13 protein-coding genes are annotated in these 14,188 nt (G+C 34.0%); 6 read left to right on the forward strand and 7 right to left on the reverse strand.

Features of this window, described 5'->3' with window-relative positions; translation table 11 throughout:
• Nucleotides 1–91: 91 nt before the first annotated feature.
• The 6 genes from ASG21_RS19465 to ASG21_RS19490 form a co-directional block, all read right to left on the reverse strand.
• Entirely contained in the window at nucleotides 92–724 is a 633-nt protein-coding gene (locus tag ASG21_RS19465) for a hypothetical protein (RefSeq protein WP_056084838.1), read from the reverse strand.
• 156 nt (nucleotides 725–880) lie between these two features.
• Nucleotides 881–1,768, reverse strand: an 888-nt coding sequence (locus tag ASG21_RS19470) for a DUF5984 family protein (RefSeq protein WP_241773541.1), incomplete at its 5' end; no start/stop codon positions are given.
• Nucleotides 1,769–1,827: 59 nt separating this feature from the next.
• Entirely contained in the window at nucleotides 1,828–2,460 is a 633-nt protein-coding gene (locus tag ASG21_RS19475; RefSeq protein WP_056084843.1) for a hypothetical protein, read from the reverse strand.
• Between the two features lie 191 nt (nucleotides 2,461–2,651).
• Entirely contained in the window at nucleotides 2,652–4,340 is a 1,689-nt protein-coding gene (locus ASG21_RS19480) for a hypothetical protein (RefSeq protein ID WP_056084852.1), read from the reverse strand.
• 187 nt (nucleotides 4,341–4,527) lie between these two features.
• Nucleotides 4,528–5,211, reverse strand: coding sequence for a DUF3883 domain-containing protein (locus ASG21_RS19485; RefSeq protein WP_056084855.1), 684 nt, complete (start codon nucleotides 5,209–5,211; stop codon nucleotides 4,528–4,530).
• Nucleotides 5,212–5,374: 163 nt separating this feature from the next.
• The gene (locus ASG21_RS19490; RefSeq protein WP_056084858.1) at nucleotides 5,375–5,914 is read right to left on the reverse strand and encodes a hypothetical protein; all 540 of its coding nucleotides are present in this window, start codon (nucleotides 5,912–5,914) and stop codon (nucleotides 5,375–5,377) included.
• 231 nt (nucleotides 5,915–6,145) lie between these two features.
• Here ASG21_RS19490 and ASG21_RS20660 point away from each other — a divergent pair, with 231 nt between their 5' ends.
• The 6 genes from ASG21_RS20660 to xylE all read left to right on the forward strand — a co-directional run bounded on the left by ASG21_RS20660 (nucleotide 6,146) and on the right by xylE (nucleotide 12,273).
• Entirely contained in the window at nucleotides 6,146–6,316 is a 171-nt protein-coding gene (locus ASG21_RS20660; RefSeq protein ID WP_241773542.1) for a phage integrase N-terminal SAM-like domain-containing protein, read from the forward strand.
• 45 nt (nucleotides 6,317–6,361) lie between these two features.
• Nucleotides 6,362–6,982 (forward strand): tyrosine-type recombinase/integrase, encoded by a 621-nt coding sequence (locus ASG21_RS19495; protein WP_241773543.1) that lies wholly within the window; start codon nucleotides 6,362–6,364, stop codon nucleotides 6,980–6,982.
• A gap of 289 nt (nucleotides 6,983–7,271) precedes the next feature.
• Complete coding sequence (locus ASG21_RS19500; protein WP_128414375.1) at nucleotides 7,272–7,991, forward strand: hypothetical protein; 720 nt, start codon at nucleotides 7,272–7,274, stop codon at nucleotides 7,989–7,991.
• Between the two features lie 174 nt (nucleotides 7,992–8,165).
• Nucleotides 8,166–8,876: a purine-nucleoside phosphorylase gene (gene deoD / locus ASG21_RS19505; RefSeq protein ID WP_056084863.1), complete on the forward strand. Its 711-nt coding sequence runs from the start codon at nucleotides 8,166–8,168 to the stop codon at nucleotides 8,874–8,876.
• Between the two features lie 431 nt (nucleotides 8,877–9,307).
• A complete protein-coding gene (xylA, locus tag ASG21_RS19515) occupies nucleotides 9,308–10,636 on the forward strand; it encodes a xylose isomerase (protein ID WP_056084869.1) in 1,329 nt (442 codons plus the stop codon).
• A 215-nt stretch (nucleotides 10,637–10,851) separates the two neighbouring features.
• Complete coding sequence (xylE, locus tag ASG21_RS19520; protein WP_082482479.1) at nucleotides 10,852–12,273, forward strand: D-xylose transporter XylE; 1,422 nt, start codon at nucleotides 10,852–10,854, stop codon at nucleotides 12,271–12,273.
• A gap of 887 nt (nucleotides 12,274–13,160) precedes the next feature.
• Here xylE and ASG21_RS19525 read toward each other — a convergent pair.
• Nucleotides 13,161–14,186 (reverse strand): hypothetical protein, encoded by a 1,026-nt coding sequence (locus ASG21_RS19525; RefSeq protein WP_056084872.1) that lies wholly within the window; start codon nucleotides 14,184–14,186, stop codon nucleotides 13,161–13,163.
• Nucleotides 14,187–14,188: the final 2 nt, after the last annotated feature.

Below are 14,188 nucleotides of genomic sequence, written 5' to 3' on the forward strand. Positions count from 1 at the left end.
CTCAATTTTGCACAAATGTCGAACCGAAGAACAACCGCTGAACTTTACAATTTCGCCACACTATTGCAAAACCCTTGTTGTGCGTAGTTTTTTACTTTGATATTTCAGTTCTATATTCAGCAATTAATGATAAAAGATCTTTACCAACTATACACATATTAAATGAATAGTCAACTTTTTTTGAAATGTCTAAATCTTCAATATTTCCTACTGAAATTGAGACGATTCCATCTTCTACTTTATTATTGAAAAGAAAGTGTTCTGACGAAAAATGAATATGTCCACTTAGTGTTTTATACAAGGATTCAAATTGTGGAAATATGTTGTCAATTTTCTTTACTAAATAGTTGTCAGTCATTTTATTGCCATCTCTATCTCTTAGATTTCTAATATGTTCACCTTTTAATACACTTTTATAAAATTCACTTGGACTAATATGTAAACTTAATGCATAAAGTCTTAAACAGTTATCTATTTGAAGTCGCATTAAAGAAATAGCTGCCTGATAATTGTTACTTTGTGCTAATGTTACAAATCCACGATTTAAAGATATTGCTCTATTTGCTATAGACATTATATAGTGACTAATTTCACTGATTCCTTCTTCGATTTCATAAATCTTCTTAATCTCGAGAATAAACAATTTCTCTAATAGAAGAATGTTCTTAAAGGTATGATTCAAGTTATCTTCTGTTACATCTTTATTCAGTAATTGTTTATCCATATTGTTTGGGAAAATTACGCACAACGTTTCGGGGCTTTGCGTTCGGGCGGGAAATCGAAGCACAAAAGCCGATATTATTACTAATGTTCAATTGAAAAACTGCCGTTGAATTTTGCACTTCAGCCCGCCTGACGCAAAACCCTTGTTGGGCGTTCGTTATTTTATTTCGTTTGTCATTCGTTCGTATAATTCTTCAATTTCTGTCCAATCTGTTTCACTTTTTACTCCTTGTTCAAGAAACGAAACATTTTTTTCAAACTCCAATTTTCTCTCTTTATGCTCTTTAGTAATATGTATTTTATCAACTTTTATGTCGCCCCATTTTTTCTCAAGTGTCAATGCTATTTGTTTGTCCATTGCTGTAAAAAAATGCTCTCCAAATATTTTTATCTCCTCTACGAAGTCTGAAAAATTCATTTCGTAAGTTCCATCTTTTGCTGTCCACAAATTAATGCCGTTGTCCAATTTGTGTTCTACGTCCCAAACAATTCTTATTTTGTCGCTGTTTCTGAAAAAAGATAAATGAGGTCCACCAATTAAATGACCAGAGTCAAAAAGTCGTTCATAAGTCCAAGAAATTAATTTGTCATATTCTTCAAAGTAAAAGTCGTTGTGTTTGTCTTCGTCAGTATCATAAATGTCAAGCCATTTTTTTGCGTTGTCGTTAAATTGCTTGATATTCTCTGTCAGATTATAGAACTTGTCTGGAATTGGTTCACCTATTTTCTCAAAAATTTGTGTGAAGTCTTCTAAAAATCTAACAATGTAATAGTCACTATATGGTGTCGGTTTGTCACCGAAGTATTGCATTGCTTCTTTTGAGTATTCATAAATTGTATGGTCGCCAAATTTCAACCATAAATCCCCATCTGTCAACCAAAACCAACTCAAACGCAAGTCAGGTTCTTGTCCAACTGGATTTATTTTGTCAAATTCTTTAAGTGTAAAGTTTATCACGGTGTTTCTGTTATAATGACGCCCAACGTTTCGGGGCTTTGCGATGGTGGGGCAATCGAAGCACAAATCTTCAATTTTGCACAAAAGNACTTTGCAGTTTCGCCCCACTATTGCAAAACCCTTGTTACCAGCAGGCGTTTTTTCGATTAGTTAAAATTATACGGATAACCAATTTCATTTAAATCGTCTTCAAGTTGTTTCCAATCTTCAAGTTCCTCAACGATTGTCAGAACCATTTCTTTTGTCAAAGTTTTTCCGTTATAAATTTCTGTCACGGTTTCCAATGGAATTCCACTTTCTATAAAACTTTCGTCAAAATATTCTGTTGCCCAATCAACATAAGTTTGTGGATTTCCGTCAAAGATGCTCAACATTTCGTCAGAATTGTCTTCGTAACTTTCGATTTGTCCAGTTCGCCAATCTTTATTTTCTGTTGTCCAAACGCAAAATGTTGTTCCGATTGTTTTTACAGGTTCTCCAAAAATAAATTCTTCAAAAATAGAAGGCAAATCTTTTGTTAGTTTCTCTTTTTCTTGCTGTTGATATTCGTGAGCAAATCCATTTATTACACAGCCATCTTGTCTAAATAAAATTAGCATTTGGTCGCCCGAACCGTTTCGCATTTCGCAAAATTCTTCGTTGTCTGCCCATTTGTTGTTGTATGAATAATAACGATATTCCCATTCTTGTTCAAGAATTGCGTCTAAAACAGAAATTGCTTTGCAAATTGTCTGCAATTTTTGTCTGTCAGGTAAATTTAGTTCTTTGGTTGAAATCATTTTTTCCAGTTTTATGTTTTTATTTTGGAGCGGTGTCGTGATACGCTTGCTGGTAACGTTTCGGGGCTTTGCGATGGTGGGGCAATCGAAGCAAAAAACCTCAATTTTGCACAAAAGTTGAACCGAAGAACTGCCGTTGAACTTTGCAGTTTCGCCCCACTATTGCAAAACCCTTGTTAGCCGCATATGCTTTATATTTTAAATCCATTTATTAATATTTGTCTTGGTGAAGCTCCTTCCTCTGGAATAATTATAATCACATCTCTTAGATTTTGTGGATTTAGTAATCCATCCAAAACACAAATTTGTTTATAGTCCTTTAATAGGAAACTTTCTAATTGCTTTAAACTACACGGAATAGGTTCTAGTGTAATAAACTCATTCCCATTATTTTCAATAAAAGAAAATGTTATTAAATTTCCTTCTAATGTAGCTGTTATTTTTAACTCTTCATCTTTGAAGCAACGAAGTAGACCATTAAGTCCTTTAGGGTCTAAATTTGCTATTTTATATACAAATATTATTGCCGGCAAATTTGTGTTAGTTGCATGAGAAAATCTTACATGGTCAACGTTGCTATAAGATTCTATAATTTCTTTTTTTATCTGATCTTTAATCTGCTTTATAGCTATTTCTTTAAATTTATCATCAGGAATACAACATTCATTCAATTTTTTACCACTTCCACAATAGCACGGATCAGTTTTGCTTAGCCACGATTTTTTAAGAATAAATTCTGCATCATCACTTGATTCTAGTTCTATATTATCACCATCTAATGCCTTTTCAAATTCTCGCATTTTCTCTTTCATCATTTCTTGTTCAGCTTCTGAAATTTCTCTGTTCCAATTACTTTTTATTGGATAATTGAAGAATTCCTTCCAAAGTTGAAAAGTGAAAGATGACTCAATAATTGGCGGAACATTTTTATATTTTCTTCTCTCATCGATTTCAAGATTATTCAGAAATTCGACAATATTTTTTAAGTCCTGTTTTAGATCTGGACCAACTATAAATTTTTGTTCATCTCTAAGTAAAAGAGGGACAAGTTTTTTATGAACTTTATCGTTTGATGTAAAAACATGTCCAAAAGGTAAATAATAGAGATATTCTAAATCTACTCGATTAGTTGGTCTAGTACCAATTAAGTCACTTGTCAAGCCAAAAAGAAATAATGTGTCAACTCTCAAACAATGAAAAGCGTAAGGCGCAAATTCTTTTATCATTGGTTTTCCTACTTGATTCCACCTTCCAAAAATTTGTACACCTGAACTAGGGTCAATATCGTAGTTTTCAAGCAAATTAATTAATAGAAATTCTTGGATAAGAGGTTCATCTAAAACTTTACAGACATATTTATCAAGTTCATCAAAGTCCGCAAATTTTGGAGACGCATCCGATTTTAAGGATTTTTTTAATCGCTCAAGCAAATCCTCTTGCGTTGTTGTCATCCGCCAAAGTGCAGATAGTTCATGATCTGCTTCTGTAAAATTCCCCTCTCTCCATTTATAAATAGACTTTTCTTCTTCAGATTCATTAATTAAAAAACCTTTCATTCCACTTTCGGAAGCAACGGCCTTTTTAATATCCACATGAGGTCTACCATCAAGTGAAGCAGGCGTTCCTAAAAGCTCTCCTTTTATAATAGCTTTATAATGGGAATTTACAATTGTCTCCATAGGAAACAATTTATTTGCAAAATCTTTAACTCTTTCTGATGACGGTGTTTTTCCTTCTTGTACTTCTTTCTTTAAGTCGCCCAAAATTTCCATTGTGAGCACTGGAGTAATAATATGTTTATAATAGCAACTTAATCTATATATTTCTTCAAAACTTAATGATTGGAATGTAGATTTGTCAATTATTATAGAGATGTTCATTTAAATAATTTGTATTAAATTATTAATTGGAATCGTGTGGTAAGCATTGCGGCTAACGTTTCGGGGCTTTGCGATGGTGGGGCAATCGAAGCACAAATCTTCAATTTTGCACAAAANCAATCGAAGAAATACCGTTGAACTTTGCAGTTTCGCCCCACTATTGCAAAACCCTTGTTAGCGGTAGTGCTTATTGTTTCCACATTCTTGCTCCAATTCTTTCCTCTATTTGCAATGTTTCATTAAGTTCATTTGTCCAAATGTTTTTGTCGGAATTAAAACTAAAGATTTCAAGTTTTGGATTGATTAAAGCATTAGTAACAATACACAGCTTATAATGAGTTTGTTTTTCTTTTGAGTTTTTATATTCGTTAGGTGTTAATTCTATTGATGTAATACTTCCAGATAAACCCTTCACTTCTAATAAAAGTGTCTCATTAATATTTGTTGCTTCTAAGTCCCAGCCTACGTTATCTTTTTCTTTGGATATAATTATGTAGTCTAAACCTTCAAAGTATTTGATTGTAGTTTCAATTGCAGAAATTTCTACTTGTTGCTTTTTGAAAACGTCAATTTGTCGCTGTAAAGGTTTTTTATTTTTGTTGTTTCTTTCAATATAATAGTCTCTAAATTTTACAAACGCATTAAAATGACTTGAATAATCTTTTTGAAAATTTTCTGGTTTGTCAATTAGATTGCGAATGTGATTAAGATTGGTATTAATATCATAAATACCATCTCCAGGCAAATTGAATTGTTTGTTAAGCGCATTTAGTCCTGTTACATATTGCGTTCCTGTTGTCAAAGGCTTTTTAGTCTTGTCAGAGATGTAGATTGTTTCTAACCAAACTTTAAATTTTTCTGATGTTGTCATTGAGTGTCGTTTTTAGCATTACCGCTAACGTTTTGGGGCTTTGCGATGGTGGGGCAATAGAAGTACAAAACCTCAATTTTGCGCAAATGTTGAACCGAAGAACAACTGTTGAACTTTGCAGTTTCACCCCACTATTGCAAAACCCTTGTTATAGCCAGTTTTTTTAGTCGCCATATTTTCTGTACCAATTTTCTTTGATTTTCCAGTTATCAGCTGGTTGTTCAGCAACTTTTTTATTTAATCTTGTTATTTCCTCAGGGTCGTTGGTATATACAAAATGTGTCGAAGGTGAGTCAAAAAAGTTACGGAAAACCCAGAATGTTACAGTTGTTCCATTATTTTCTTTATTTTTTGATATTCCAATGTCATTTCCACCGTTTGAAACAACTGGAAATTCAAAAGGCAATTCACAAACCCAACCATTCCAGCTTACATTTGGATTTAGTTCTTTGTTTTTTACTTGTTCTACGATTTCATTTCTTTTGTTTTCAAGAATGAACCAGTCTACTTTTTCTATTGCAAGATTAGTTTTATGTCGGTAAAGCGTCAAAAGAAAGAGTATCGAAAATGTCACAAGTTTTGCAACACGAACTTTTGATAATGTTTTTCTTTCTTTAATTGTTTTTACTAATTGAGTTATTGTTAGTATTAAAAGTGTCAAAGTCAGTCCTAGCCATATAAATGCTAAAAAGAAAAAATTCATATAGTAGTAGTTTATAAGAGTCAAAATAACCCAAACTATAATTGTCCATATAAGTCCTTTTCTTGTCACGGTGTCGTCTTTCTAAAATTGGCTATAACACCCAAATATACGCAATGCGCCAAAACAATATATATACAGTTGCGCCAATCCTTTTTTAAAAGTTTGTAATTTACTGATTACCATATTATTATTTTTCACTACTTTTAGTTTTACGCAACTAAAACTTATTTAATGATGGAAAATAATTATTCAGAACGGTTCAAAACCTTTCTTACCATGCAGCGATATTCTGAAAACAGCATCAGGAATTATATATCAAACCTGAATTATTTTCTTAAAATTTCATCCAAATTTAAACCTGAAGAAATTACAGAAAAAAAGCTTGAAGATTTTATTGTATGACTTGTAGACAAAAAGAAAATCGGTCAGTCTCATCAAAAAGCAATGATGGCAACCATTACTAAATTCTACGGAGAGGTACTTCACAGAAAAATTGACCTCAGCCATTTGTATCCCAAAAGAAAAGAGCATAAACTTCCAAAATTTCTTACCAAAGATGAAGTGAAAAGAATTCTGGATGCTACCGAAAATCTAAAGCATAAAACCATTCTTACCACTATTTACTCTTGCGGTTTAAGACTTAGCGAAGCGATTGGTATTCAGATTTCTGATGTAAAATCAAAAGAAAATCTTCTGCTCATAAAACAAAGTAAAGGAAACAAAGACAGAATTGTTCCACTATCACAGAAACTTGTAGATATTTTAAGGGATTATTACAGGGAATACAAACCCAAACTGTTTCTGTTTGAAGGGCAGACCGGCGGGCAATATTCACCCAGAAGCGTTCAGCAGATTCTTAAAAATTCACTGAAAAAAGCAAAAATATACTCGCCGGCAACTGTACATACCTTAAGGCATTCTTATGCTACCCACCTCCTGGAAAATGGCACCGACATCAGAATTATCAAAGAACTGCCTAGACACAATAATATTAAAACTACAGAAATTTATACCCACATCACTGATGTCAGTAAACTGTGTGTAAAAAGCCCGCTTGATTTCTTGTAAATCTCAATTTCCATTTGTACTTTTAATTATTTCAACACGAAAATTCCAACAGAATAATAACACACAACTCCATAGTAAGTCCATAGCAAATCCATAGCAAGTCCATAAAAATTATGGAATCACTATGGATTTAATATGGATTTTTTATTTATCTTTATTAAAGGAACAACGGAGAAAAGCATATGAATGTTTAAGTGACGGATATACAGTTTCAGCGGGATTCAAAAATAGCTTTCTTCCATTTACAAAAGACAGTTACCAAAATAAGTATAACCTTAAAAGCACAATTATGGCAAGACTCAAAAAAAACGGAAATCTCAGTGGAGCAATTGGAAACATTATTTTCGTCAACAATGGTGACAGGTCTTATGCTAAAGCCAAAGGAAAAGATCCGAAACAAACTGACAATACCAAAAAATCCTATACTGCTTTTGGGATGGTAAGCACGGTGGACAAACAGTTTCGGGCAGAATTAATGGCAAAAGTAAATTTGGTTACCAGTACAAAATACGCTCCTTCTCACAGAACTCAATTACGACGTACAGCCCGACAAACTGATCTGGAAAAGAACAAAATAAAACTGGAGTATACAGATCCACAGTTTTTAGTGGGCTACAACTTTAACAGAGATTTTAACTGGGATCAGTGCGTAAGATTCTTTCCCGAATTCCATGTGAATGCTGATGGTAAAGTAACCATTCAAATTCCTGCTCTCACTTGGGGAAAAGAAATAAAAGCACCGGCGAAGGCAACCAAAGCAGAACTTACTATCAGTATCATCAGCACCAACCTCAATGCTCCGGTCATCAACGTGAAAAATATTGCAACTCTTACCCTTCATATTTCTAAATCAGAAAAAACAGAAATGCAGTCTTTTGAATTTAAAACCGCAGAAGAAACCGGATGGGTGCTCGTGACGGGAAGCATCAGTTTCACTTCGCCCCTAAATAACATCAAGCCGGAACAGAAAGGTGCTTCAACGTATCTTTGGGCAAAAGGTTTGATATAAATTTCGATACAAACATTTAATAATGAAAATTTTTATAAAAAAAACCAGATAAAAGAAAAGCTCTTCTACAAAGTAAATTAATGATTATAAATTAAAATTTCAAACTTATTTCAAGGTGTTGAACCAAGCAACTTTACAGAGATTCATTATCTTTGCCATCATTAAAACAACAGTATGAGCATACACATCAGCGCTAAAAAAGGAGAAATTGCAAAAGTGGTTCTACAGCCCGGAGACCCTTTGAGAGCGAAATATATTGCAGAAAACTTTCTTGAAAACCCAAAATTAGTCAGCCAGACCAGAGGTATTTTATACTACACCGGAACATATAAAGGCAAGGAAATTACCGTTGGAGCCAGCGGAATGGGTTTCCCAAGTATCGGGATTTATTCTTTTGAACTTTTTACAGAATATGAAGTGGAAACCATTATCAGAATCGGGACATGCGGAGGATATTCTTCAGATGTAAAACTTTTTGATCTTCTGAATGTAGAAAACGCCGCAAGCGAAAGTACTTATGCAAAGTATGCATGGGGATTTGAGGAAGAAATTCTTTCAAACCAGGGAAATATCTACAGCGTCATCAATGAAACCGCAGAAGAATTAGGTTTGAAAACCAGAGCAACAAATATCCACAGCAGCGATATTTTTTACAGAAAAGATCCTGCAGTTCCTGCTATAGCTGAGAAATACAATTGTCCGGCCGTTGAAATGGAAGCTTTCGGATTATTTGCCAATGCAAAACATTTAGGTAAAAATGCGGCAACCATTCTTACGGTTTCAGATATTATTCCGACCAAAGAAATGATCTCTGCGGACCAGAGAGAAACGGCGTTGAAACCTATGATTGAGCTTGCTTTGGAAGCGGCGTGGAAAGTTTCTTAAAAGATTTTCTGTTTTTTCCATTAAATTTAAAATACGATAAATATCACAATGATGTTTATCGTATTTTTTATGATAAGCATAACCTCATATTTTCATTTTCAGACAAAAAATCGGGGTACAAGGTCAGAAAATGTGGAAAGCAGACGAACATTTCCGCACACATAAAATTTAATATTCAGTTTAGATTGATTTCACTTCCGCTTAACATCATAATTACAAATCCCTGTTAATAAAGGCTTTGAGAAGCTCTCTGGCATTAAAAACAAAAAAATTTTACTAACGTTCGTTTTTTACCAGAGAATTTTTACATTTAGTTTAAACCACATTAATTTACGGTTTTGAAGAAATATAGTGTAAATTTTATGAAAAGTATTTGATAAAATAACACTGTAAAGTGCAATCGGTTACAATAAATTTAAAATATAAAAAATATGTCAGTTATCACAGGAAACAAAAAGTACTTTAAAGGAATAGAAAAAATCAAGTTTGAGGGAAGAGAATCAGATAATCCGTTGGCATTCAAATTTTATGATGAAAATTTGGTCGTTCGTGGAAAAACGATGAAAGAATATTTCAAGTTTGCATCTGCTTATTGGCATACATTCTGTGCAACCGGTGGAGATCCGTTTGGTGCAGGAACTCAGCAATTTGACTGGTTAACTGCTTCTGATGCAAAACAGAGAGCAACAGAAAAAATGGATGCGGCTTTCGAATTTTTCACAAAATTAGGCGTTCCTTACTACTGTTTCCACGATTACGATTTGATTGACGAGGCAGATAACTTTACAGAATCTACCAAAAGACTGGAATTTATTACTGATTACGCTAAAGAAAAGCAGGCTGCTTCTGGTGTAAAATTGCTTTGGGGAACTTCAAACTGTTTTTCAAACCCAAGATTTATGAACGGTGCGGCAACCAATCCTTCATTTGACGTTTTGGCGTACGCAGGTGGACAGGTGAAAAATGCTTTGGATGCTACGATAAAATTAGGTGGAGAAAACTATGTATTCTGGGGCGGCCGTGAAGGTTATATGTCACTTCTAAATACCAATATGAAGCGTGAGCAGGAGCACATGGCGAAGTTTTTACATTTGGCTAAAGATTATGCAAGAGCTCAGGGATTCACAGGAACTTTCTTCATCGAGCCAAAACCAATGGAGCCTACAAAACACCAGTACGATTTTGATGCTGCAACCTGTTTAAATTTCCTCCGTCAGTACGATTTATTGAATGATTTTAAATTAAATCTTGAAGTAAACCACGCTACTTTGGCTCAACATACTTTCGAACACGAACTTCAGGTGGCGGCTGACAACAATGTTTTGGGAAGCATCGACGCGAACAGAGGAGATTACCAGAATGGTTGGGATACAGATCAGTTCCCGGTAGATTTATATGAAATGACTCAGGCGATGTTGGTGATCATTCAAGCAGGAGGTTTCCAGGGCGGAGGCGTAAATTTCGACGCTAAAATCAGAAGAAACTCAACCGATTTAGAAGATATTTTCATCGCTCACATCAGCGGAATGGACAATTTTGCAAGATCGTTCCTGGCTGCAGATAAAATTTTAGAAAAATCAAAATATTCTGAGATCAGAACCAACAGATATTCATCGTTTGATTCTGGAAAAGGTAAAGATTTCGAAAACGGAAGCTTATCTTTAACAGATCTTGCCACTTACGCTCAAGGATTGGGTGAAGTTGGAAGAGAAAGCGGAAAGCAGGAATATCTTGAGAGCATTATCAATCAGTATTTATAAAATTTTTTAAGATAAATCATCTTTTAACTCAAGAAAACGATTCTCAAAAAATTCATCAAAATTAATTCCCCTGCCCTAAAGGGTGTAATTTTGATGAATTTTAAGGACTTTTCCTCCCTTTAGGGTTGGGGTAAGAAAAGTCCTTAAAATTTAAACAACGAGTCTAATTGATAAAGATATTTATCATTTTCTAACATTTAAAACTAAATCAAACTATGCAAATAATAGATTCCGGTCCTAAATATTCTTCAGGAACAAAGGCGCAGATCAATATGCTGTACGTTACTGTACTCACATTGGTCGCCACTTTGGGAGGGCTTTTGTTTGGATACGACACCGCCGTAATTTCCGGCGCCGAGAAATCAATTCAGGAATATCTCATCATTCCTTTGGGATTGAGTTCACTGGCGCACGGAGCGACCATTTCGAGTGCATTGATTGGATGCATCATCGGTGGCGCTATTTCCGGAATGATCTCTACGAAGCTGGGAAGAAAAAAATCATTGATGCTTTCGGCATTTCTGTTCTTCATCAGTGCTTTGGGAGCGGCGTATCCTGAATTTTTATTCTTCAAACACGGCGAACACTCTATGGGTGTTTTGCTGGCATTTAATTTTTATAGGATCATTGGTGGAATCGGTGTAGGACTGGCTTCGGCGGTTTGCCCGATGTACATTGGTGAGATTGCACCTGCCGAAATACGTGGTAAACTGGTATCACTGAATCAGTTTGCCATTATTTTCGGGATGCTCGTGGTGTACTTTGTGAACTGGGGTATCGCAAGCGGACAAACCGTAGAATGGATCAACGAAATCGGATGGCGATATATGTTTTTGTCACTGACGATTCCTTCTGCCCTATTCGGGATTCTTCTGTTTTTCGTTCCTGAAACGCCGCGTTATCTGACATTCGTTAATAAAGATGCAGAAGCACTGAAAATTTTAACCAAAATCAATGGTGAAGCGCGTGGAAAAGAAATTTTCTCCGAGATAAAAAGTACTGTCGTTGAACATAAGAGTGAAATTTTTGCATTCGGGAAAACTGTGATCGTGATTGGAATCTTACTTTCTGTTTTCCAGCAGTTTGTGGGAATTAACGTGGCTTTATATTACGCTCCGAGAATTTTTGAAAGTATGGGTGTTCACAAAGATTCATCGATGCTGCAGACCGTTGTAATGGGATTGGTGAACGTTGTATTTACTGTTATCGCCATTTTCACCGTGGATAAATGGGGAAGAAAACCTTTATTAATCACAGGTTCTGTCGGGATGGCGATTGGAATGTTTGCGATTGCGATATTATCCTACTATCAGATTATCGGAATTGGCACTTTGGTATTTATCATTGTTTACACTGCGTCATTTATGATGTCATGGGGACCGATCTGCTGGGTTTTAATCTCAGAAATATTCCCGAATAAAATCAGAGGAAGTGCGATTGCGATTGCGGTTGCCGCTCAATGGGCAGCCAACTATTTAATCTCTTCCACCTATCCTTTTATGATGGAATTCAGTGGCGCATTTACTTACGGATTTTATGGGGTGATGAGTGTTTTGTCCCTGTTCTTTGTTTGGAAATGGGTTCCTGAGACCAAAGGAAAATCTCTTGAGGAGATTGAGAAGGAGTGGGAGAAATAATATACTTTACAATGATTAATTTAGAGCATCGGAATTTTTCGATGCTCTTTTTTATGACAGATTTAGAAACTGCTTGCTAAAAGTTTAAAAAATAAGCATAAAGGGGTTTATCCCAACGAATGGCATAATTAAGTACGGCGAAAATTAAGATTTAAAAGTCGTGCTGGCAGATATTTACATTTCTGAAAGCTTATGACTATTTGAATCTAATTAAAAAATCTTATAAGTTTCGGTTTCGTAATATCTGTTTTGAATCTTTTGCCCGTTATTACTACTTCCATACGTGAACATTCCAATATCCAATACTCCTGATTTTTTCCCATCGATGATGGCATCCTTTTCAACAATATAGTCTTATTTTATTTCCAATTTTGGCGTCAGAATTTTTATCATTTTTTGATAAATCGAGTATCGCCTGTTTTGCTCTTTTATTCTGCATGACAGATAAGTAATACTCTACGATAGAATATGATTTTGAAATAAATCCACCATTGAGCTGGGACTTTCAAGTATACTGTATACAAATTTTATTTTCTTTAAGAAATTTACAAGTTATACCGTCTTTGATCTTTTTTATCGAAATTAATAAGGGGAAGGAATCCTTATTTTTAGATAGGCTCCATTTTATTTCTAATAAATCACCTCGGTTAAAATGACGGTCAGTAAAGTCTGGAAATTCAAAAGATAAACTCTTTTCACCTTCTTTAACAACTAAGTAAGCCTCATCATTTTTATCTTTGTAACTAATAAATTCTATAATATCAATTTTAAATTTATCATTTTATTTTGTGATGGTTTTGTTTCTTTTCTATTACAAGAAATCATGAACGGCAGTATATTTAATAGTAGTAACGTATTCATCATTTTTTAACTAAATTTGCTTTTATTCAGCGAATTACTTCAAGACCATCTTCCAAGTTTTTACCTTCGGGAAGATATAAATAATAATTTCTAAAATTTGCAATTGTGCTCCCTTTTTCGTTTTTGTATTTCCCCCATAATGCCGAATTACTTCTCAATCTTGGGTCAGTACTTTTTTGTAACATAGCAATTAATTTTCCATTTCCAAAGATTTTAAATTCAAAATCTTCGATTGATTCCAGAACAAAAGTATTTATAGTGAAGGGCTTCAAATAAGTATCTTTTATTTTAAGTAAGTCTTTTTCGTCACTAAATAATGCTTGTGAAGTTTCTTTCTCTTTTTGATATAAATGCGAAAATATTTTATCAGCATCCTTATTCCTAATAGAGTTCAATTGGGTTTGATAAAATTTTAAAGTTGCTTCTTCTAATTTTTTCTGATCTAATTTTGTTAAATCTTGCGCTTTGCTCCAACCATCGTTCTCATAAGGAATCTTTGCTTCAAACTCGTAAGTTATCTCATAATATTTTCTTCCTTCTCCTTCAAATTCAGGTATTGCAACATTTTTATTTTTTCCTGCCATTCGTATTTTGGTTGGAAGGTTAAAATCTGAAACGGGTACATATTTATACTGTGGGTCTTTTTTGTCTACATAAACGATTTCTAAATTACAAGTTGTATTGGGAGACAAAACTTCTCCAGATCTAGTAAACTCTTCCGGAGCAGGATATATCTTTAAAGTTATTTTTTGCTTGCCGCTTTGAAGTATTGCTGTATTAATATCGAAAGGCAATATATCCTGATTGTATGTAAAAGATTTGGCAATTGGAAAATCATTAACTAATACCTCATAAAGACATAAAGAATTTTTAACAAAAACTTGATAAACAGGTTCTTTTGGAAAATGTTTTACTTGTCCTAATATAGTTTCGACATAATTTTTGGATGTCAATACTGGTTCATTCATATTTTTTTTATTTTTTTTATCAGTTTGCGAACATGAAATAATACTTATCAATATTATGCTTAGAACTGTGAAAATATTTTTCATAA

The sequence above is a fragment of the Chryseobacterium sp. Leaf394 genome (assembly GCF_001424105.1).
In the GTDB taxonomy this organism is placed as follows: domain Bacteria; phylum Bacteroidota; class Bacteroidia; order Flavobacteriales; family Weeksellaceae; genus Chryseobacterium.

What these genes read in the sequence shown, in the direction of transcription:
- ASG21_RS19465 (WP_056084838.1), bottom strand. Translation starts at nt 724, where the DNA reads ATGGATAAACAATTACTGAATAAAGATGTAACAGAAGATAACTTGAAT.
- ASG21_RS19475 (WP_056084843.1), bottom strand. Translation starts at nt 2,460, where the DNA reads ATGATTTCAACCAAAGAACTAAATTTACCTGACAGACAAAAATTGCAG.
- ASG21_RS19480 (WP_056084852.1), bottom strand. Translation starts at nt 4,340, where the DNA reads ATGAACATCTCTATAATAATTGACAAATCTACATTCCAATCATTAAGT.
- ASG21_RS19485 (WP_056084855.1), bottom strand. Translation starts at nt 5,211, where the DNA reads ATGACAACATCAGAAAAATTTAAAGTTTGGTTAGAAACAATCTACATC.
- ASG21_RS19490 (WP_056084858.1), bottom strand. Translation starts at nt 5,914, where the DNA reads ATGAATTTTTTCTTTTTAGCATTTATATGGCTAGGACTGACTTTGACA.
- ASG21_RS20660 (WP_241773542.1), top strand. Translation starts at nt 6,146, where the DNA reads ATGATGGAAAATAATTATTCAGAACGGTTCAAAACCTTTCTTACCATG.
- ASG21_RS19495 (WP_241773543.1), top strand. Translation starts at nt 6,362, where the DNA reads ATGGCAACCATTACTAAATTCTACGGAGAGGTACTTCACAGAAAAATT.
- ASG21_RS19500 (WP_128414375.1), top strand. Translation starts at nt 7,272, where the DNA reads ATGGCAAGACTCAAAAAAAACGGAAATCTCAGTGGAGCAATTGGAAAC.
- deoD (WP_056084863.1), top strand. Translation starts at nt 8,166, where the DNA reads ATGAGCATACACATCAGCGCTAAAAAAGGAGAAATTGCAAAAGTGGTT.
- xylA (WP_056084869.1), top strand. Translation starts at nt 9,308, where the DNA reads ATGTCAGTTATCACAGGAAACAAAAAGTACTTTAAAGGAATAGAAAAA.
- xylE (WP_082482479.1), top strand. Translation starts at nt 10,852, where the DNA reads ATGCAAATAATAGATTCCGGTCCTAAATATTCTTCAGGAACAAAGGCG.
- ASG21_RS19525 (WP_056084872.1), bottom strand. Translation starts at nt 14,186, where the DNA reads ATGAAAAATATTTTCACAGTTCTAAGCATAATATTGATAAGTATTATT.